The following is a 20,612-nucleotide window of genomic DNA, read 5'->3' as shown; positions in this document are numbered from 1 at the left end:
GTCACCCGCGCCGCATTCGCACTCGCGCGTCAACGGGCGTACCGGCAGGATGAGGCCATGTCCACGATGCCTGCCCCCGCGCCCTTCACCGCCGACGACTACCGGGCCCGGATGGCCCGCGCGGCCCAGACGGCCGCCGACGCCGGTCTGGCCGGCGTGCTCGTCGCGCCCGGACCCGACCTCGTGTACCTCACCGGCTATCAGCCGACGGCGATCACCGAGCGGCTCACCACCCTGGTGCTCGCGGCCGGTCAGGAGCCGTTCCTCGTCGTGCCCACCTTGGAGGCGCCCGACGCGGCGCAAGCCGCCGGGGCCGGGGCGCTGACGCTGCGCGCCTGGACCGACGGCAAGGATCCGTACGCCGTGACTGCCCCACTGCTCGACGTCGACGGCCGCTTCGGCGTGAGCGACAACGCCTGGGCGATGCATCTGCTCGGATTCCAGCGGGAACTGCCCGGCACGTCCTACGTCTCGCTGACCCAGGCGCTGCCGATGCTGCGCGCCGTCAAGGACGAGCACGAGCTGGCCCGCCTGGAGTCCGCGGGGGCGGCGGCGGACGAGGCGTACCAGGAGATCGTGGGAGTACGTTTCGAGGGCCGGAAGGAGACTGAGGTCGCCGCCGATCTCGCCGCCCTCCTGCTGCGGTACGGCCATTCACAGGTCGACTTCACCGTCGTCGGTTCCGGGCCCAACGGCGCTAATCCGCACCACGAGGCGGGCGACCGCACGATCGAGCGCGGCGACATGGTGGTCCTCGACTTCGGCGGCCTCAAGTACGGCTACGGCTCCGATACGACACGCACCGTGCACGTCGGCAAGCCCAGCTCCGAGGAGCAGCGGGTCCACGACGTGGTGCGCGCCGCCCAGCAGGCCGGCTTCGAGGCGGTCAAGCCCGGTGTCGCCTGCCAGGACATCGACCGTGCGGCGCGCGCGGTCATCGAAGAGGCCGGATACGGCGAGTACTTCATCCACCGCACCGGCCACGGCATCGGGGTGACCACGCACGAGCCGCCGTACATGATCGAGGGCGAGGAACAGCCGTTGGTGCCCGGTATGTGCTTCTCCATCGAGCCGGGCATCTATCTGCCCGGCCGCTTCGGTGTCCGCATCGAGGACATCGTCACCGTTACGGATGACGGTTGTCGGCGTTTGAACAACACGGACCACGCCATGGCGATCGTCGAGTAACTCCCTTCCTCGGTACGGCTGTTGAGGGGAGTGGCTTCAGGGGCCGAGGACCGCGCACGACTGGGGCGGCATCAGCAGCAGGCCGTCCGCGCCCGGTGCCCCGAGCGGCTCCCACGATGCGAGGACCCGGCCGCCGTCCCCGAGCCTGATCCTGGCCGGCTCCTTGCCGAGGTTGACCGCGACCCGCAGGTCACCGCGCCGGTAGGTCAGCCAGCGCGCCTCCTCGTCGTACGCCACCTTGACGGCCGCCAGGTCGGGATCGGTGAGGTCCGCCCGCTTGTGGCGCAGCGCGATCAGCTCGCGGTGCCAGGCGAGCAGCCTCGCGTGCGGTTGGTTGTCCGGTTCGCTCCAGTCGAGGCACGAACGCCGCCGGGTCGCCGGGTCCTGCGGGTCCGGGATGTCCTCGGCGGCCCAGCCGTGCGCCGCGAACTCCCGCCGCCTGCCGTCCCGTACGGCTCGGGCGAGCTCGGGGTCGGTGTGGTCGGTGAAGAACTGCCAGGGCGTGCGGGCGCCCCACTCCTCGCCCATGAACAGCATCGGCGGGTACGGGCTCGTCAGGGTCAGGGTCGCCGCGCAGGCCAGCAGGCCGGGGGTCAGTGTGGCCGAGAGCCGGTCGCCCTGGGCCCGGTTGCCGATCTGGTCGTGGGTCTGTGCGTAGCCCACGAAGCGATGTGCGGGGGTGCGGTGCCGGTCGACCGGGCGGCCGTGCGTGCGGCCGCGGAAGCTCGAATACGTACCGTCGTGAAAGAAGACGCGGGTCAGCGTCTTGGCGAGCGCGGACAGCGGGGCGCGGGCGAAGTCGGCGTAGTAGCCCTGGGACTCGCCGGTGAGCGCGGTGTGCAGCGCATGGTGGAAGTCGTCGTTCCACTGCGCGTGCAGGCCCAGGCCGCCCTCACCGCGCGGGGTGGTCGTGCGCGGGTCGCAGGCATCGGACTCGGCGATGAGGAAGAGCGGTCGGTCGACGTCGACGGCGAGCACGTCGACGGCGGTCGAGAGCTCTTCGAGGAAGGGGTACGCACGGGTGTCGGCCAGCGCGTGCACCGCGTCCAGGCGCAGCCCGTCGAGACGGTAGTCGCGCAGCCAGGCCAGTGCGCTCTCCAGGAGGTACTCGCGGACCTCGTTGGAGCCGGGGGCGTCCAGGTTGACGGCCGCGCCCCAGGGCGTGTGATGGGTGTCGGTGAAGTACGGGCCGAAGGCCGGCAGGTAGTTGCCGGACGGGCCCAGGTGGTTGTGTACGACGTCCAGGACCACGCCGAGCCCATGGGAATGCGCGGAGTCGACAAACCGCTTCAGCGCCTCGGGTCCGCCGTACGGCTCGTGCACCGCCCACAGCGAGACGCCCTCGTACCCCCAGCCGTGCTGCCCCGGGAACGGGCACACCGGCATCAGCTCGATGTGGGTGATCCCCAACTCGGCCAGATGCGAGAGGTGTTGGATCGCCGCGTCGAGGGTGCCTTCCGGGGTGAAGGTGCCGATGTGCAGCTCGTACAGGACGGCGCGTGGCAGCGGGCGGCCCGCCCAGGGGTGCTGCCAGTCGAAGGTTTCGTGGACGACGACGGCACTGAGGCCGTCGGGTCCGTCGGGCTGGCGTCGCGATCGCGGGTCCGGCAGCACCGGCCCGTCGTCCAGGACGTATCCGTAGCGGTCGTCCGGATGGCCCTCGGCCTCGGTCTGCCACCAGCCCGCCCGCAGGGGGTGGCGGCTCATGGGACGGGTGACGCCTTCCAGGAGAAGGGCGGCCCGTTCGGCGTTCGGCGCCCACACTTCGAACAGCACTGGGTGTCCCCCTGTCGTTGCCGGTTGCGACCATGGTGCGACAGCGGAGGGGGACACGCCCGCAATTCGTGACTACTTCCGGACCATGTTGATCGCGCGCTCGAAGGCGACGTAGCCCGCATGGGCGAACGCGTGCGCCATGGGGACGTCGGCCAGGTCCGTGGGGGCACGGATGCGGGCCGCTTCGTCTCGGGCAGCCCGCGTCGCGGTCGGTGGCCGGGCGGATGGTGATGTCCGGCGGGAAAGTCGTCACGAGCGTGGCCTCCGGGGCTCCAAGCGCGGGGAAGTCGGCCGACCCCACCAACGCACCGGGTGCGCCCGCCAAGGGAGTTGACCGGACGGTCTGGCTGCGTCGCAGGTCAGGTGGGGCGGCATGGTCAGGGGCCCGCGCCCGCGGGGCGCCGGTCTGCTGGACACTTCCGGCCTTCTGGAAGGACAATCGTCGTGTGACGTCCTCCTTCGAATTCCACACCTCCGCGGCGCCCGCCCGGCTCTCCGACGCGGAGCGCGACCGGGTGCTGGATGTGCTGCGGGAGGGCGCCGCCGAGGGGAAGTTGTCGCACGACACGTTCCTGCGCCGCATGGAACTGGCACTCGCCGCCCGCAAGGCCGATGAACTGGCGGTGCTGACCGCCGACTTGGAGCGCGGCAACCGCTGGGCCAAGGCGGTGTTCGGCGCGGTCGGCAAGGTGTCGGAGTTCTCGGTCTCGCTGCGCAGGGCGTGGCAGTCGGAGCGGCTGCCCAAACTCCTCTTCCCCGTGCCGGGCCCGTATCCGCTGAGGATCGGCCGCGATCCGGCCAACGGGCTCCGACTGAGCCATGACACGGTCTCCCGCGTACACGCCGAACTCACCTTCCAGTCCGGGAAGTGGCTGCTGCGCGACCTCGGCTCCACCAACGGGACCTGCGTCAACGGCCGCCGCGTGACGGGTGCGGTGTTCGTGGCGGACGGCGACCAGGTGACCTTCGGCCGGATGGCCTTCCGCCTCGCCACCCACTGACCCGCACCAGCCGATCCCCGCGCGCCCGGCCGGGGCCTCACCCCGGCCGTGTGTCGGTGGGCCGACTTCACACCCCTCCCGGCACCGCACGTACGCCTTCGCCGAGCTGTACGCGCAGGTCAGCGCCATCCGGCAGCGGCGACTCTCACCCGTACGGCCGAACGCCGATCGCGGCCTTCCGGTGGAAGTGGTCCGCTGGGAACACCCACCGGGCCCGGCGGCGGTCCGCACAGCCGCCGGAGATCCGGTACGACCGCGCCCCGCCGGGCGCCGACCGGGGAGGCGCGCCATGACCACCGTCGAGCCACCCGGGGCGGGCCCGACGCCCGCGGCCCCCGCGCCACCGGAGCGTTCGCTGCTCGGGCCCGCCGCCCGCAACGACCCGTACGCCTTCTACCGGACCCTGCGCGAGGAACACCCGCTGCTGTGGGACGACAGACTGGAAGCCTGGCTGGTCAGCCGATACGCCGATGTCGTCCCCGCGCTCGGCGACCCCCGCCTCCTCGGCCCGCGCCGAGGAACGTGCTGCGGGCCGGGGACGGTGCACTGCGTCCAGGAGTACTCGGCGCCCGAGAGCGCCTTCGACCTGCTGCGGGAAGTGTGCGCACGCACCGCCTATGTGCTGGCCCGCCGCATCGCGGGACGCCAGGAGGCCGATCTGGTCGAGGAGTTCTGCCGCTGGCTGCCGACCGGCACGATCGCCGCCGCCACCGGGCTCTCCTACGGAGCCGTGATGGGCCGTCCCTACGGCGGCCCGGCTCGCAGCCGGGCGGCGGCCCCCTGCGCCACGGACCTCGGACGGCGCCGGGGCGGCACCGGAGTCGCCCTGCTCGCCGCGCGCTGCGCCGACCAGGCCGCGCTCACCGGTCAGGCCATCGCCTCGCTCATGGCCAACCTGCTGGAAAACCCAGAGCAGTTGGAGCTGGTGAAGGCGGTTCCGGCGCTGATCGGGCAAGCCTGGGACGAATCGCTGAGGCGCAACCCGCCCGTGCACGTGGTGCTGCGCCGCGTCATTCGCGACGTGGCGATATCCGGCGCCACCATCCCGGCGGGAGCCGCCGTCGCCCTGCTCGTGGGCGCCGCGAGCCGGGACCCCGACCGGTTCGCCGACCCCGACACCTTCGACCTGCACCGCGCGAACCCCGGCGGGCTCGCGTTCGGGCCCGCCGACTGCCCGGCCGCCCGGGTCGCCGAACTCCAGGCGGATTGCGCGGTGAACGCCCTGCTCACCGCCATGCCGGGCCTGCGCCCGGCCGACGGCTTCGAGGCGGTCGAATGCGGACTGCTCACCCGAGCCCCTCGCCTCCTGCTCATACGGCCCTCCTGAGCAGCGCCACCGGGAGCCCCGAGAAGAGGTCGTCAAGGGCCACCGGGCCCGTGAACTCCCGCCCCGGAACAAGGACATCGACCCACCGGCCGTCCGGCAAATGCAGCTCCGTGCCCGCCCAGCCCCCCGCCTCCGCCAGCTGAAGCGAGAGCCGCGTCACCGCCGTGACCGCCTCGCCCGAGCGGCAGAACGCCACGCAGTGACCGGCCCGGTCGCCCCGCGCGGACAGGGCGGCGTACGTCCCCGACTCGCCGAAGACATGGGGGAGTTCACGGCGTAGACGCAAGGCCGCCATGGTCACCCCGAGCTTCTCGCCGGGGTCGGCGAGCGCGGCCCGCTCGAACCGGACCAGGCGGCGGTTGTCCGGATCCACCAGCGCGGTGTACTCCTCCTCCGTCCCCTGGTAGAGGTCGGGCACGCCCGGCATGGTCAGATGCAGCAGCGCCGCGCCCAGGCTGTTGGCCCGCACGGCCGCCCGGGTCTCCTCGGCGAACTCCCTTACGGCTAGGGCTGGTTCGCCACCGGGTCCGGCCGCCACGAAATCGGCCACCGCCTTCTCGTACTCCGGGTCCTGTTCCGTCCATGTCGTACGGAGACCGGCCTCGCGCACCGCCTTGAGGAGTGCCGCCGTGAGCCGCTCCGTCTCCGGCAGGCCCCCGAGCCCCACCGACGTCTGCCAGGCCATCCAGGCCAGCTGCTGGTCCGGCGCCCGCGCGCCCGCGAGCCGGTCGAGCAGCGCGGCCCACCGCCCGGGGCACTCCGAAAGGACCGCGATCCGGGCCCGCACCTGTGCGCTGCGCTTGGTGTCGTGGGTGGACAGGACGGTCCCGGTGGCCGGCCAGTCACGGGCGAGGCGGACGCAGAACGCATGGAATTCGCCGGGTTCCACCGAAGGCCGCCCGGGATCCCCGCCCACCTCGTTGACCGAGAGCAGCGGCGCATGGCGGTAGAAGGCCGTGTCCTCGACCGACTTGGCGTGCAGCGCCGACGAGGTCTGCGCGAAGCGCGCCCGGAACGCCGCCCGCTCCGGCGCGTCGCCGAGACGGCCGAGCGCCAGGTCCCGCACCGTGTCCACCGCGGCCGACTCCTCGGGTACCGGGAAGGCGGCCTTCGCCTCCAGGGCGTCCTGGCCGGACAGCGCCAGCTCGGCCCCGAGCCGGTAGGGACGGTAGACCGGGACCCGGACCAGGAGCTCGCGCAGGGCCAGCCGCAGCGCCCAGGGCGCGTGGTCACGCAACTCGGGGCCGCCCGCCGCGCAGATCCGCCCGGCCAGCCGCACCAGGTGCTCCGTCTCGGCCACCAGCTCGTGGTCGAGCACCTGGTAGGCGGCCCGGCGCGCCGTCGGCTGCCACCGGCCCCCCAGATCGACGGCCGCACCCGTGAACCGTACGTACTGTGCGGCGAGTTGACCGGCGCCCGCCGAGTCGGTGAACAGGCCGTCGATGTGCCGCAGCGCGTCATAGCCGGTCGTCCCCGCGACCTCCCACCGCGCGGGCAGCCGCTCGTCGCCCGTGAGGATCTTCTCGACGACCGTCCACTGGCCGCCCGTCGCCCCGTTCAGGCGGTGCAGATAGGCCTCCGGGTCCGCGAGGCCGTCCGGATGGTCGATCCGCAGTCCGTCCACCACACCGTCCCGGACCAGTTCGAGGACCTTGGCGTGCGTCGCCGCGAACACCTCCTCGTCCTCCACCCGCACGCCGATCAGGTCCGAAATGGTGAAGAAGCGACGGTAGTTGAGCTCGGTCCTGGCAAGCCGCCACCAGCCGAGCCGGTACCACTGGGCGTCGAGCAGCTCGGGCAGCGGCAGCTCCGCCGTGCCCACCCGCAGGGGGAAGCGCTCCTCGCCGTAGCGCAGGACATCCCCGGCCACCGTCAGGCGGTCCAGCTCCGCGCCCAGCGGCCCGGCCAGCACCGGCAGCAGGACCCGCCCGCCGCCCCCCGCCCAGTCGATGTCGAACCACGGCGCGTACGGCGAGGACGGCCCCGCACGCAGCACGTCCCACAGCTGACGGTTGTGGCGGGCGGAGGCGGACATGTGGTTCGGCACGATGTCGAGGATCAGGCCGAGCCCGGCGTCGCGCGCCGTCGACGCGAGCGAGCGCAGTGCGGACTCGCCGCCCAGTTCCTCGCGTACTTTCGAGTGGTCCGTGACGTCGTACCCGTGCGTCGAGCCGGGCACGGCCTCCAGGACCGGCGACAGGTGGAGGTGTGAGACGCCGAGCCCGGCCAGGTACGGCACCGCCTGTTCGGCGGCGGCGAAAGGGAACGCGGGCTGGAGCTGGAGCCGGTAAGTCGCGGTGGGCGGGGTCATGCCAAGGTAAGTACCCCCGTTGGGCGGTATCTGTGCCTTCGGCCGCAGCGGATGCCCCGGTCGGGCGCGTCGGCATCGCCTGACGACCGGATCCCGCCGGGCGCGCACGCGCACCGCCCAGGGGCGCGTGCGCGCCCGGTCTCCCGACCCCGTTCGGGCAGGCGGACACCCATGGGGCCGCGCCCTCGAACGCACCCTCCCGAAGACCGCTTACGCCGGCCGGCGTAGCACGGTCAGGCTCCGGCCGATCAGCGTGACGTGTTCGCCGGCCGCCACCTTCGGGCCCTCGCCGGGCGGCACGCCCTCCGGCCGCGCGGTGTCCACGACCACCTGCCACTGTCGGCCGTGGTTGACCGGCACCACGAAGTCGATCTCCTCCGCACTCGCGTTGAACATCAGCAGGAACGAGTCGTCGCCGATCCGCTCGCCGCGCGGACCCGGCTCGGAGATCGCGTTGCCGTTGAGGAAGACCGACAGCGCCTTCGCGCTCGCCGACTGCCAATCCCGGTCGGCCATTTCTTCACCCTCAGGGGTGAACCAGGCGATGTCCGAGAGTTCGTCGTGGGTGCCCTGCACCGGACGGCCGTGGAAGAAGCGCCGGCGCCGGAAGACCGGATGGTCGCGGCGCAGCCACACCATGGCGCGGGTGAAGGCGAGCAGGGACCCCTGCGGGTCGTCGCCGGGGTCCGGCCAGTGCACCCAGGACAGCTCGTTGTCCTGGCAGTACGCGTTGTTGTTGCCGCTCTGGGAGCGGGCGAACTCGTCGCCGTGGCTGAGCATCGGCACGCCCTGCGACAGCATCAGGGTGGCGACGAAGTTCCGCATCTGGCGGGCGCGGAGCTCGGTCACCTCGGGGTCCTCGGTGGGGCCCTCCGCCCCGCAGTTCCAGGACCGGTTGTGGCTCTCGCCGTCCCGGTTGCCCTCGCCGTTCGCCTCGTTGTGCTTGTCGTTGTACGAGACGAGGTCGTTGAGGGTGAAGCCGTCGTGGCAGGTGTGGAAGTTGATGGAGGCGAGCGGCCGCCTGCCGTCGTCCTGGTACAGGTCGGACGACCCGGTGAGCCGGCCGGCGAACTCGGCGAGCGTACGGGGCTCGCCGCGCCACAAGTCCCGCACGGTGTCGCGGTACTTGCCGTTCCACTCCGTCCACAGCGGCGGGAAGTTGCCCACCTGGTAGCCGCCCTCGCCCACGTCCCAGGGCTCGGCGATCAGCTTCACCTGGCTGACCACCGGATCCTGCTGGACCAGGTCGAAGAAGGACGACAGCCGGTCCACGTCGTGGAACTGGCGGGCCAGCGTGGCGGCGAGGTCGAAGCGGAAGCCGTCCACGTGCATCTCGGTCACCCAGTACCGCAGCGAATCCATGATCAGCTGGAGCACGTGCGGGGACCGCATCAGGAGGCTGTTGCCGGTTCCGGTGGTGTCCTCGTAGTACCGCAGGTCGTCGGCGAGCCGGTAGTACTGCGCGTTGTCCAGGCCGCGGAAGGAGAGGGTCGGCCCGAGGTGGTTGCCCTCCGCCGTGTGGTTGTACACGACATCGAGGATCACCTCGATGCCCGCCTCGTGCAGCGCCCGCACGGCCTGCTTGAACTCAAGCACCTGCTGGCCGCGGTCGCCCCAGGACGCGTAGGCGTTGTGCGGGGCGAAGAAGCCGATGGTGTTGTAGCCCCAGTAGTTCGACATTCCGGAGTCCGCGAGCCGGTGGTCATGGACGAACTGGTGCACCGGCATCAACTCCAGTGCGGTCACGCCGAGTTGGGTGAGGTGCTCGATGACGGCCGGATGGGCGAGCGCCGCGTAGGTGCCGCGCTGTTCCGGGGGAAGCTCCGGGTGCAGCATCGTCAGGCCCTTGACGTGGGCCTCGTAGACCACGGTGTGGTGGTAGTCCGTGCGGGGCAGCCGGTCGTCGCCCCAGTCGAAGAAGGGATTGACCACCACCGACGTCATGGTGTGCGGCGCCGAATCCAGGTCGTTGCGGCTGTCGGGGCGGCCGAAGTGGTAGCCGTAGACCGCCTCGCTCCACTCCACCTGGCCGCTTATGGCGCGCGCGTACGGGTCGAGCAGCAGCTTCGCCGAGTTGCAGCGATGCCCCTTCTGCGGCTCGTACGGTCCGTGCACCCTAAAGCCGTACCGCTGGCCCGGCAGGACGCCGGGCAGATAGGCATGGCGTACGAACGCGTCGGACTCACGCAGCTCGACGGCCGTCTCCGAGCCGTCGTCGTGCAGCAGACACAACTCGATCCGCCGGGCGGCCTCGGAGAAGACCGCGAAATTGGTCCCGGCGCCGTCGTACGTGGCGCCGAGTGGGTAAGCCTGTCCCGGCCACACCTGCATGGGCAAGACTCTTCCACTTCCGCTCGGGATACTGAGGGTCTCTTGGGCCAGATCCTCCCCGAAAAGACGACCGTCACCCAGGACGTGCGCATGCGCCAACGGGTGACCCGGACCCGGCCGGAGCGGCCAAGGGCTATGAATCCGCTCACTCCGACAGATAGTGCCCAGCAGAACAGACCGTATCCTCATGCGAGTTGGCAAACTCGACTCGCCATCCGGCTGCATCGCCTCCTGCTCCCGGAGTACCCTTCCTTGATCGTTGAAGGCGAGCGGTACGCGTGGGACTCGCAGGGTTTGCCGGGGGGCGGAAGGCGGTGCGTGGGTGAGCTCGGGAGGTCTTGAGCTGCCCCCTGGTGACACGGGTCATGAGGGGGAGGCCGGCGACACCCCGCCCGGAGCGGTATCCCTCGCGCGTCCGATGGAGATCGGGGCGGAGCTGGACTGGGGCGCGGACGCCTGGAGCGAGGTGCGTACCCGTGCGCAGCGGGCCGGGCGGGCCTACATCTGGCTGAACCTGGTGGAACAGCGGCTGCGCGCCGTGGTGGCCGCCGTGCTCCGCCCGATCTACGAACCGGTCCACGGCGACGACTGGGTGGTCGCGGCGGCCGGTCCGGCCGGCCAGGAGTGGGTGCAGCGGGCCGTCGCGGTGCGCGAGGTCTCGCGCCGCAAGGGCTATCTGCTCGACCCCGCCGACGACAACGTGCTCAGCTTCCTCACCCTGCCTCAGCTGCGCGAACTGATGGTGCAGCACTGGCCCTGCTTCGAGCCGTACGTGGACGACCGCCGCGACGTCGAACTGGCGCTGGACGAGCTGGAGGTGGCCCGCAACGTCGTCTCCCGCAACCGGGCGCTGAACGAGGCGGTGCTCGCCCAGGCGGAGCGGGCCTCGGCGCGGCTCCTGGACGTCCTCGGCGGAGCCGGTGGGGCCCCGGCCGCGCACCGCCTGCCCATCGACGCCGTGGAGGACCTGGTCGGCGACCGGTACGCCGATGTCGTCTCCGTCCATTCCGACCGGGTGCGCCTACAGCGCCAGCTGCCCGCCGAGGACCTCTTCGGCGGAGCCCGCCGCCTCGACGCGATAGGCATCGGCCTCAACCTCCTGGTGCAGAACTACTCGGGGCGGCGGCTGGTGCGGCTCGCCGAATCCGGGTGCCGCATCCGGCTGCTCTTCCTCAATCCGGCGAGCAGTTCCGTCAAGCGCCGCGAGCGCGAACTTGGCCTGAAAAAAGGCGAGTTGAGCCGCTCGGTGGAAATGAACATCCTGCACATGCGGCGGGTGCGGGCCAGGCTGCGCGACCCGGGAGCCTTCGAGATCCAGGTGTTCGACGAGACCCCGCGCTTCACTGCCTACCTGGTGGACGGCGACGGCGCGGACGGCATCGCCGTCGTCCAGTCGTACCTGCGCCGGGCCAGGGGCATGGAGGCGCCGGTGCTCGTGCTGCGCGGGGGCGGCCGACGGGGTGTGGTGCGGCCCGGCCAGGACGTGGAGCACGGGCTCTTCGAGACCTACCGCGAGGAGTTCGAGTCGGTCTGGATGGATTCGCGCCCAGTGTCCTGATTCAGGGCGGTTTTCTCCGGCGGATTCCCGCCGCGCGGCCGATTGTCAGTGGCGCGTGCGAGGGTGGTCGTCAACTGGGGGAAAGCACCACGAAGGAGGGGCAGCAGCATGAGCTGGCACCTGGAGCCGCTGGTCGGCTTCGACCTGGAGACGACCGGCACCGAGCCGCTCGAAGAGCGCATCGTGTCGGCCGCGATCGTCGCGGTGCGGGGGACGGACGTGGTCCGGCAGCGGAACTGGCTGGCGGACCCGGGGATACGGATTCCGGCCCAGGCCTCCGCGATCCACGGCATCAGCACGGAACGAGCCGCGGCGGAGGGCCGCCCCGCCGCCGCGGTGGCGGACGAGATCGCCGGGACCCTGACCGGCTACTGGCGCCAGGGCGTGCCGGTGGTCGCCTACAACGCGGCCTTCGACCTGACGCTGCTCGCCGCCGAGCTCCAGCGCCACCAACTGCCCTCGCTCAGCGACCGGCTGGGCGGCGCGATGATCGGCCCCGTCATCGATCCCTATACGATCGACCGCTCCGTGGACCGGTACCGCAAGGGCAAGCGAACCCTGGAAGCGGTCTGCGTCGAGTACGGAGTCGTCCTGGAGGCGGCGCACGACGCGGGCGCCGACGCGTTGGCCGCGGTCCGGGTGGCCTTGGCGATAGCCGAGCGCCACCCCCAGGTGGCGCGGCTCGAACCGGCCCGGCTGCACGAACGCCAGATCCAGTGGCATGCGCAATGGGCGGCCGACTTCCAGCAGTTCCTGCGGAAGAACGGCACCGCCGACGCGGTGATAGACGGCGCCTGGCCCCTGCGCGAACTGGCCCCGGCCCGCGGCTGAGGCCCCGCGCGGGCGGGGTCAGAACGGATACCAGCGCACCTCGGGGTCGTCGTCCCGCAGCGAGGCGACACGGCGGCGGAACTCGGCGAGTGCCTTCGGGTTGGTGGGAGCGTGCTGGGCGACCCAGGCGCAGCTGGCCGTCTCGCGGGCGCCGCGCAGCACCGCGCATCCCTCCCATTCACATACGTCCCAGCCGTAAGCGGTGACGAACGCGTCGTACTGCTCCGCGGGCAGGCCGTACCGGTCGCGGGACAGCGCCATCACGACCAGGTCGTGTTCACGGAAGTCGGCGGAGAAGGTCTCCAGATCGACCAGGAACGGCCCTTGGGGGCCGAGGTACACATTGCGGGGGAGGGCGTCGCCATGGATGGGACCCGGGGGCAGCTGAGGAGTGAGTGCCGCGGCCGCCGCCGCGAAACCGTCGCGCCGGGCGCGCAGATAGGCGGCGTCGGCCGGGTCGATCGCCGCGCCGGCCAGTTGTAGCCAGCGCTCGACACCGCCGAGGAGTTCGCGGCGGGGCAGTTCGAAGCCGGGAGCCGGCAGGGCGTGGACGAACCGGAGCAGTTCGGCCAGATCGGCCGGCCCGGCCGGGCCTACGGCGGCGGGCAGGCGGTGCCACACCGTCACCGGGTGGCCGTCGACCAGCCGGGGCTTCGGTTCGGCCGGCCGTACCGCGGGTACTCCGGCCTCGGCGAGCCAGCCGGCCACGGCCACTTCGCGCTCGGCGCGTTCGAGCAGCTCCGGGTGGTGCGTCGCGTCCCGGCCGACCTTGACCACCAGACCACCGCCGGGGGTGCGTCCGGTGCCGGGCAGCGCGAAGACCGCGTTCTCGCCGAGAGCGAGCAGTTCGGCGTCCGCGGCTCCGCCGAGCCCGCCGGGCCCGGTCAGCGCTGCCGCGGCCAGTAGGGCGCGGGCCCGTGCCTCGTCCATCGTCGTCTCCCGGTGATCGCTGCGTACCGGTCAAGTCTCGCATTCACGCAGGTCGTCTTCGCCGTCTTCGTGGAGTTGGAGGAGGTGGCCGCCGTCGATGGCGCGGGGACTTCACGCTCGGCCCGGCGAACATGGTCCGGCTGGCCAAGGGTGACTGGATGCTGCCGACGGGGACCGAGGCGCTGAAGAACCCGGCCCTGCACACCGCGCGGAACGGCTGGCAGACCGGCGCCGCACTCGCCCCTACCTCCGGCCGGCGCCCACGCAGTCCGTGCGCGGTTACCCGGAGTGGCAGGACAAGGTGGCCACCCCCGCACTGCGGGAGTACTGCAGCGGTGCGATCGACGCGGCCGAACTGGACAGGCGACTGGCCAAGGACGGGAACCTGGTACTCGCCCGCTATCAGCGCTGAGCTTCATACGAGTTGGGGCATCCCGGCGGTATGCGTGCCAAATTCCCTTATCCGTAAAGGGAGTTGGGGTGGAAGGGAAGGCCGTCGGGTTCACACAGAGTGTTCACCATCCCTCCATGGAGCCCGAGTTGCCCCCTGTTGGCCGGTTTCTTATTACGAAACCTTGTTGGCTAAGTCACAGCTGCATGAAGGCCTTGATCTGCGCGCGTCAATCGGCAAGGGTTTCGAAAAGCCTCCGGAAAGTTTCCTTCCGGTAGGCCAGCCCCCCACACAGAGTGACCGAGGAGACCCCTCTTCATGGCAACTCACAAGCGCACGAGCCGGATCAAGCTCACCGCGGCCATAACCGCCGCCGTGGCGGCGGCCGCAGTGACCGCACTGAACTCCCCGTTCGCCGGAGCGGCTCCCGCCGAAGGCCCGGTGTTCGGACTGAACGCCCAGGGCGCGGTCGACGGAAGCTACATCGTCCTGCTCGACAAGTCGGCCTCCGCCGACGCCAAGCGCAAGCTCGCCGAGGAGTACGGCGGCACGCTCCAGCGCGACTACTCCTCCACCCTCAACGGCTTCTCCGCGAGCGGACTTTCCGAGACCGAGGCCAAGCGCCTGGCCGCTGACCCGTCCGTCGGCAAGGTCGTACAGAACAAGAAGTTCCACATCAACGCCACCCAGTCGGGCCCGCCGTCCTGGGGCCTCGACCGGATCGACCAGGCCGAGACCGCGGGTGACGGCAAGTACAGCTACCCGGACAGCGCCGGGGACGGCGTCACCGCGTATGTGATCGACACCGGAGTCCGCATCTCCCACAAGGACTTCGGGGGGCGCGCCTCCTACGGCTTCAACGCGGTCGACAACAACGACAAGGCGGACGACGGCAACGGCCACGGCACGCACGTGGCGGGCACCATCGCCGGAACCGCGCACGGCGTGGCCAAGAAGGCGAAGATCGTCGCGGTGCGGGTCCTCGACAACAACGGCTCGGGCAGTACCGAGCAGGTCGTCGCGGGCATCGACTGGGTGACCAAGAACCACAAGGGCCCCTCGGTCGCCAACCTGAGTCTCGGCGGCACCGCCGACCCGGCCCTTGACGAAGCCGTCCAGAAGGCGATCGCCTCCGGCGTCACCTTCGGCGTGGCCGCGGGCAACGAGTCCGCGGACGCGGGCAACAGCTCGCCGGCCCACGTCAAGGAGGCCATCACCGTGGCCTCGTCGACCAAGAACGACGAGCAGTCCAGCTTCTCCAACTTCGGTCCGGTGGTCGACCTGTACGCCCCCGGCTCGGACATCACGTCCGACTGGAACACCAGCGACACCGCCACCAACACCATTTCCGGTACGTCCATGGCGACCCCGCACGTCGTCGGCGCCGCGGCCGTCTACCTGGCCGGACACAAGGACGCCACCCCCGCGCAGGTGTCGGACGCCCTCACCAACGGAGCCACGCCCGACAAGATCTCCAACGCAAGCCAGGGCACCCCGAACAAGCTGCTGAAGATAGTCGAGTAGCCCCCCCGGCAGCGCTGAACGGCGGCCCCCGTGCTCTTCCCCCACGGGGCACGGGGGCCGCCTTAGGGTGTGCGCATGACGACGACGTACGCCGCTCTGCTGCGCGGCATCAATGTGGGCGGGAACAGAAAAGTTCCCATGGCCGAGCTCCGGAAGATTCTCAACGAGCTGGGCCACGGCGATGTGAAGACGTATCTCAACAGCGGCAACGCCGTCTTCAGTACCACCTCCGGCGACCCGGACGCGCTCGCCGCGCAGCTGGAGGCCGCCATCGAGAAGCACTTCGGCTTCCACGTCGCCTGCATGGTGCGCAGCGGGCCGTATCTGCGGGCCGTGCTCGACGCCTGCCCCTTCCCGGCCGACGAACTGGCGGGCAAGCAACTGCACGCCACGTTCTTCTCGGGCCCGCCGGTCACCGCCGACCGGTTCGCGGGGATCGACCCGGCCGCCTTCCTTCCCGAGGAGTTCCGCCTCGGCGACCAGGTGCTCTACCTGTACGCGCCCGGCGGCCTCGGTACGTCGCCGCTCGCCGCCGCCCTGTCCAGGCCCGGCCTGCTCAAGGGGGTCGACGTGACCTCCCGGAACTGGAACACGGTCAAGGCGCTGGTGCGGATGACGGAATCCGTCGATGGCTGACATCGGCCGGCCCGCCGTGGAGGCCGCCATGGAGAACGAGCTGCGCCTGCTCGACCCCGAAGTCCGAAGTTGTGTCCAGGAGTTGGGGTCGTTGCTGCACCCCGAGTACATCGAGTTCGGCCGGTCGGGGCGGCGCTGGGACCGGGCTGCCATCATCGCGGCCCTGACCGCGGAGGACACCCGCGCCGTGCGGCCGATCACCGCCTCGCGGATGACGGCGGTGCAGCTTGCCCCCGACCTCGTCCACCTCACCTTCGACTCCGACAACAACGGGCTTCTGGCGCACCGCAGTTCCCTGTGGCGACAGACGGAGGACGGCTGGCTGCTCTACTTCCACCAGGCGACACCGTTCACGGGGCCGACGGTCGGCGAAGGTGCTCAGGACGTCTGAAGGGCGTCCAGCTCACTCAACTCGGCTTCCAACATCCGGATCCGGCCCGCGTCCAGGTTCTCGTCCAGATGCGCGAGCGAAGCGGTCCCGGGCGTCGGGCAGCAGCACGGCCAGTGCCTCCGCCCGCTCCCGAAGTGGCCCACTCCTGACAAAGGGCAATGGCCCAGAAGCGGGGGCCATTGTCGGGCTACGGTCTACGTATGACGCACCTGACGACCGGCCCCGCACAGCGCACCACCGTCGACTTCTACTTCGACCCCGCCTGCCCCTTCGCCTGGATCACCTCCCGCTGGATGCTGGAGGTCGAGCGGCACCGCGACATCGATCTCCGGTTCCGCGCGATGAGCCTCTACCTCCACAACGTCGGCAATGAACTGCCCGACTGGTACCGGAAGTTGGTCGACAAGTCGATCGGCCCCGTCCGGGTCGCCGTCGCGGCGGCCCAGGCGCACGGGGACGGGGTGCTGCGAGAGTTGTACACGGCGCTCGGCACCCGCATACACCAGGACAAGAACGAGGACTTTGACGAGGTGATCGCCCAGTCCCTCGCCGAGCTGGGCCTTCCCGCCGCGCTCGCCGGTGCCGCGCACGACACCGCGTACGACGAAGCCGTACAACGCAGTCATGACGCGGGCAAGGACCCGGCCGAGGACGGCTACGTCGGGACCCCGACGATGCACTTCGACGGCAGGGTCTACTTCGGCCCCGTGCTCGGGTCCATCCCGCGCGGCGAGGAGGCGGCCCGGCTCTTCGACAGCGTGCGCACCATCGCCGCCTATCCCGACTTCTTCGAACTCAAGCGGACCCGGACGGGCTCCCTCAGCTTCGACTGAGAAGCCCCCGTCCCGAGCGCCCCGACCAGGAACGCTGTCGCGTTTTTTCAATACCCGGCCGGGTGCGCCACGACAGGGTGGTGCCATGAAGAACGAACACCGTGCCATGACCGAATGTGCAGCAGAAGCCGCCCGTATCGCGCGCGGCGTCGACCCCGGCCGACTCGCAGGTCCCACTCCCTGCGCGGAGTGGGACCTGCGGGGCCTGGTGAACCACTGGGTGCTCTACAGCTCCCACGGCCTGGAGCACCGCGCCCTGCGCAAACCGCTCCCCGACGAGCTCACGGCCTGCGACTTCACCGCCGACGCCGACTGGGCCGAGCAGTACGCCGCCCAGCTCGACCGGGCCGTGGCCGCCTGGGCCGACCCGGCCGCATGGGAGGGCGAGATCGATCTGGGCGGGTCCGCGATGCCCGCAAAGGAGATCGCCCTCATGCTCATCGAAGAGCTGGTGCTGCACGGCTGGGACGTGGCGCGCGCCACCGGCCAGGAGGTACGCCTCTCGCAGGAGTCCGCCGCGTTCGTGCTGGGGGCGGTCGAGTCGAACGCCGAGATCTACCGCCAGTACCAGGGCTTCGCCGACCCCGTGGACCGGCCGGCCACCGCCACCACCTTGGAGCTGGCTCTGGCCGCATCGGGCCGCGACCCACAGTGGACCGCGTGAGCCCGCAGTCGGCATGGAGCCTCAAGTGATCCGATGAATGGGGGGAGTTGGCGGTTCTGATGAGTTGATCCGGGCGGATGTGTTGACCGTGGCGTGTCAATGCTCCTACCTTTCCAGGGGTTCATGGGGCCGATCCCGTGAGCCCCAGGGGAGGGAACATGCCTGTATCCCGCAGCGCGCCACGGACGGCGCCGCGAAGAGCCGCCCTGATCGCCCCGCTCGCCGCCGCTGTGGCCCTGGTCCTGGGGACGCCCGGTGTCCTGCCGACCGCCACGGCGCAGGCGCCGCGCGCGGCCCCGGACGATGTGTACGTGTCCCCGGCCGGCCGCGATTCGGCGGACGGCAGCCCCCAACATCCCGTGAGCAGCCTGATCCGCGCCCGCGATCTGGCGCGCGTCAGGGCCGCGCGCCAGGACGGCGACCTCACGATCCACCTGGCGGCCGGCACCTACCGCATGGACCGCCCGCTCGCACTCGACGCCCGCGACTCGGGCCACGGTGGCCACCGCATCGTCTGGCAGGGCGCGGGCGCGGGGGCCACGGTCATCAGCGGCGGCCGCAAGGTAGAGGGCTGGCAGCCGGTGTCCGGACGGCCCGGACTCTGGTCCGCGCCGGCGCCCCAAGGACTCACCGACACACGGCAGTTGTACGTCGACGGGGTGCGCGGGCAGCGCGCGCGGGGCGAGGTGCCGGTCGGGCTCACGGTCACATCCACCGGCTACACGGTGACCTCCGACGCCATCGCGCACTGGCGCCACCCCTCGGACGCCGAGTTCGTGTACACCAGCGGGGAGTCGCTCTGGAATACCGAGCGTGACGGACTCGGACAGTGGACCGAGCCACGCTGCCGGATCGCCGCGGCCCAGGGCAACACCATCACCATGGCCCAGCCGTGCTGGGACAACTCCAACAAGCGCGTCGAATTCCCCGACCGGCCCGGCCGCACGGTCAGCATGGTCGGCCCCGGCAAGCTCACCAACAACGGCAAGGCGTCCTACGTCGAGAACGCCTTCGAACTACTCGACCAGCCCGGCGAGTGGTACCTCGACCGAACCGCGCACACCGTCTACTACCTGCCGCGCCAGGGGGAGGATCCGCGCAGCGCCGACATCGAGGCGGCCTCCGCCGAAAAACTGGTCGACGGCCGCGGCACGGCCGCCGCGCCGCTGCACGACGTCTCCTTCCAGGGACTGGACTTCAGTTACGCGACCTGGCTGACGCCCTCCAGCCCCGAAGGCTTCTCCGAGATCCAGGCCGGCTACACCCTCACCGGCGCCAAGGGCTGGGCGACCCAAGGCCTGTGCGGCTTCACCCCGGGCGGGACCTGTCCCTTCGCGTCGTGGACGAAGATGCCGGGCAACGTCTCCTTCGCGTACGCGCGGGGCATCGACATCAGTGACAGCACGTTCGCGCACCTGGGTGCCGCCGGGCTCGAACTCGGAGCCGGGACCACCGACGCCGCCGTGCGCGCCAGCGTGTTCACGGACATCTCCGGCAACGGGCTGGAGCTGGGCGGCGTGGACGGCCAGCCACCGGCCGCCCGGATCGAGGTCACGGACAATCACCTCTACGCGCTGCCACGCGAATTCCACGGCTCGGTCGGCATCCTCAACGGCTACACCCAGCACAACACCATCGCGCACAACCAGCTCGACCACCTCGGCTACAGCGCGATCTCCATGGGCTGGGGCGGCTGGCCCGACAAGATCGGCTCACCCGCGACCCCCAACCCGAGCCACGACAACACGGTGCGCGACAACCTCGTCTTCGACTACATGCAGCTCCTCGACGACGGGGGAGGCGTCTACACCCAGGGTTTGACCGGCAGTTCGATGGCCGACGGCGAAAAGGTCACCGGGAACGTCATCCACGACCAGTGGGGCCTGGGCAAGAGCGTCTACACCGACAACGGCTGCACCTACGAGACCGTCCAGGGCAACGTCCTGTACGGGGCCGCGTACGCCAACGTCGCCAGCCGCCACACCGACTACCGCGACAAACTCGGAAACAACGACCCGACGCTGGTCAAGGACAACTGGTGGGAGGAGGGCGCCGCCGACGGCGACGACAAGGGCCTGGTCACCACGGGCAACCACCTCATGGCGGCCCCCACCGACGCGCCCGCCGACATCCTCGCCAACGCGGGCATCGAGCCCGCCTACCGGGGCATCCTCGACCGCACGACGGCGGCCGTCTCGGTCCCCGAGGCCCCGGCGCGGGTGGGCACCAGCACGGCGGGGGCGGACGGACTGTACGTCACCTTCAACCCGAGCTACGTGGACGGCGGTTCAGCGCTGACCGGATACACCGCACACGCCCTGCGCCCCGACGGCACCGAAGCCGCCTCGGCGAGCATCACGGCCGCCGACTTCAAACGGCAGGCGTACGTCCGCATCGGCCAACTCCGGCCCTCCGACGGCCCGTTCAGGGTGACGGTCACCGCACGCAACGCGCACGGCGAGAGCGCGCCCTCGCTCGCCTCCGCGGCGCTTGAGCCGACCGCGGCCGTCGTGCTGCCCGGCGCGCCGACCGGCGTCAGGGCGCGGGTCGGCGCCAGAGCGGTCACGGTCGCGTGGACGCCGCCCGCGGCCATGGGCGACGCCAAGGTCATCGGCTACCGGATCACCGTCTCGGACGGCCGCGTCATCGAGGCCGCGGGCCGCGACGCGCTCGTCACCCAGCCGACGGCGAAGGGGATGTTCCGGGTGGTGGGGGGTCTGGTGCCGGGGAAGACGTACACCTTCACGGTCGCGGCGATCACGGCGGCGGGTGTCGGCCCGGGGGCCACGTCAGCCCCCACCTCGCCCCTTCCCTGAGCCGGGGGCGGGGGTGGGAAATGGGAGGGAGTGAGCCGATGCTCCCGCCCCTGCACCCCCGCCGGGCTCACCCCGCCCGCCGCTCTCAGCCGGAGCCCCGCGGG

At 71.2% G+C, this 20,612-nt stretch carries 15 protein-coding genes and 1 pseudogene; 12 read left to right on the top strand and 4 right to left on the bottom strand.

Annotated elements, in window-relative coordinates; translation table 11 throughout:
* Positions 1 to 57 precede the first annotated feature (57 nt).
* Positions 58 to 1,188 (top strand): aminopeptidase P family protein, encoded by a 1,131-nt coding sequence (locus OG522_RS09315; protein WP_329462476.1) that lies wholly within the window; start codon positions 58 to 60, stop codon positions 1,186 to 1,188.
* Between the two features lie 36 nt (positions 1,189 to 1,224).
* On the opposite strand, the gene treZ is transcribed toward OG522_RS09315, so the two are convergent.
* Complete coding sequence (treZ, locus tag OG522_RS09310; protein WP_329462475.1) at positions 1,225 to 2,964, bottom strand: malto-oligosyltrehalose trehalohydrolase; 1,740 nt, start codon at positions 2,962 to 2,964, stop codon at positions 1,225 to 1,227.
* Positions 2,965 to 3,410: 446 nt separating this feature from the next.
* Between treZ and OG522_RS09300 the strand changes: the two genes are divergently transcribed.
* Positions 3,411 to 3,965: a DUF1707 and FHA domain-containing protein gene (locus OG522_RS09300; RefSeq protein ID WP_329462474.1), complete on the top strand. Its 555-nt coding sequence runs from the start codon at positions 3,411 to 3,413 to the stop codon at positions 3,963 to 3,965.
* A 289-nt stretch (positions 3,966 to 4,254) separates the two neighbouring features.
* On the top strand, positions 4,255 to 5,292 hold the full coding sequence (locus tag OG522_RS09295) for a cytochrome P450 (protein WP_329462473.1): 1,038 nt from the start codon (positions 4,255 to 4,257) through the stop codon (positions 5,290 to 5,292).
* Here OG522_RS09295 and treY read toward each other — a convergent pair.
* Together treY and glgX are read right to left on the bottom strand one after the other, a co-directional pair.
* On the bottom strand, positions 5,276 to 7,603 hold the full coding sequence (gene treY, locus OG522_RS09290; RefSeq protein ID WP_329462472.1) for a malto-oligosyltrehalose synthase: 2,328 nt from the start codon (positions 7,601 to 7,603) through the stop codon (positions 5,276 to 5,278). The genes OG522_RS09295 and treY overlap by 17 nt on opposite strands.
* Before the next feature lie 210 nt (positions 7,604 to 7,813).
* Positions 7,814 to 9,934: a glycogen debranching protein GlgX gene (gene glgX, locus OG522_RS09285; protein ID WP_329462471.1), complete on the bottom strand. Its 2,121-nt coding sequence runs from the start codon at positions 9,932 to 9,934 to the stop codon at positions 7,814 to 7,816.
* Positions 9,935 to 10,256: 322 nt separating this feature from the next.
* Between glgX and OG522_RS09280 the strand changes: the two genes are divergently transcribed.
* On the top strand, positions 10,257 to 11,492 hold the full coding sequence (locus OG522_RS09280; protein WP_329462470.1) for an SAV2148 family HEPN domain-containing protein: 1,236 nt from the start codon (positions 10,257 to 10,259) through the stop codon (positions 11,490 to 11,492).
* A gap of 108 nt (positions 11,493 to 11,600) precedes the next feature.
* Positions 11,601 to 12,323 (top strand): 3'-5' exonuclease, encoded by a 723-nt coding sequence (locus tag OG522_RS09275; protein ID WP_329462469.1) that lies wholly within the window; start codon positions 11,601 to 11,603, stop codon positions 12,321 to 12,323.
* An 18-nt stretch (positions 12,324 to 12,341) separates the two neighbouring features.
* On the opposite strand, the gene OG522_RS09270 is transcribed toward OG522_RS09275, so the two are convergent.
* The gene (locus OG522_RS09270; RefSeq protein ID WP_329462468.1) at positions 12,342 to 13,253 is read right to left on the bottom strand and encodes a phosphotransferase enzyme family protein; all 912 of its coding nucleotides are present in this window, start codon (positions 13,251 to 13,253) and stop codon (positions 12,342 to 12,344) included.
* Between the two features lie 107 nt (positions 13,254 to 13,360).
* On the opposite strand from OG522_RS09270, the pseudogene OG522_RS09265 reads away from it, so the two are divergent.
* From OG522_RS09265 to OG522_RS09235, 7 genes and pseudogenes are all read left to right on the top strand, one after another.
* Positions 13,361 to 13,665: pseudogene (locus OG522_RS09265) on the top strand (sugar ABC transporter substrate-binding protein); the annotation flags it as partial.
* Between the two features lie 297 nt (positions 13,666 to 13,962).
* Positions 13,963 to 15,168, top strand: coding sequence for a S8 family peptidase (locus OG522_RS09260; RefSeq protein WP_329462467.1), 1,206 nt, complete (start codon positions 13,963 to 13,965; stop codon positions 15,166 to 15,168).
* 75 nt (positions 15,169 to 15,243) lie between these two features.
* Positions 15,244 to 15,804 carry a DUF1697 domain-containing protein gene (locus OG522_RS09255; protein ID WP_329462466.1) on the top strand — a complete coding sequence of 187 codons (561 nt, stop codon included), beginning with the start codon at positions 15,244 to 15,246 and terminating at the stop codon, positions 15,802 to 15,804.
* Entirely contained in the window at positions 15,797 to 16,195 is a 399-nt protein-coding gene (locus tag OG522_RS09250; protein ID WP_329462465.1) for a nuclear transport factor 2 family protein, read from the top strand. Before OG522_RS09255 ends, OG522_RS09250 begins: the two co-directional genes overlap by 8 nt.
* A gap of 200 nt (positions 16,196 to 16,395) precedes the next feature.
* Positions 16,396 to 17,028: a DsbA family protein gene (locus OG522_RS09245; protein WP_329462464.1), complete on the top strand. Its 633-nt coding sequence runs from the start codon at positions 16,396 to 16,398 to the stop codon at positions 17,026 to 17,028.
* An 85-nt stretch (positions 17,029 to 17,113) separates the two neighbouring features.
* Positions 17,114 to 17,692, top strand: a complete 579-nt coding sequence (locus OG522_RS09240) for a TIGR03086 family metal-binding protein (RefSeq protein ID WP_329462463.1) — start codon at positions 17,114 to 17,116, stop codon at positions 17,690 to 17,692.
* A gap of 158 nt (positions 17,693 to 17,850) precedes the next feature.
* On the top strand, positions 17,851 to 20,508 hold the full coding sequence (locus OG522_RS09235; RefSeq protein ID WP_329462462.1) for a fibronectin type III domain-containing protein: 2,658 nt from the start codon (positions 17,851 to 17,853) through the stop codon (positions 20,506 to 20,508).
* The last annotated feature ends 104 nt before the right edge of the window (positions 20,509 to 20,612 follow it).

This window comes from Streptomyces sp. NBC_01431 (assembly GCF_036231355.1).
GTDB lineage: Bacteria > Actinomycetota > Actinomycetes > Streptomycetales > Streptomycetaceae > Streptomyces.
This window is presented reverse-complemented; position numbering and strand designations above follow the sequence as displayed.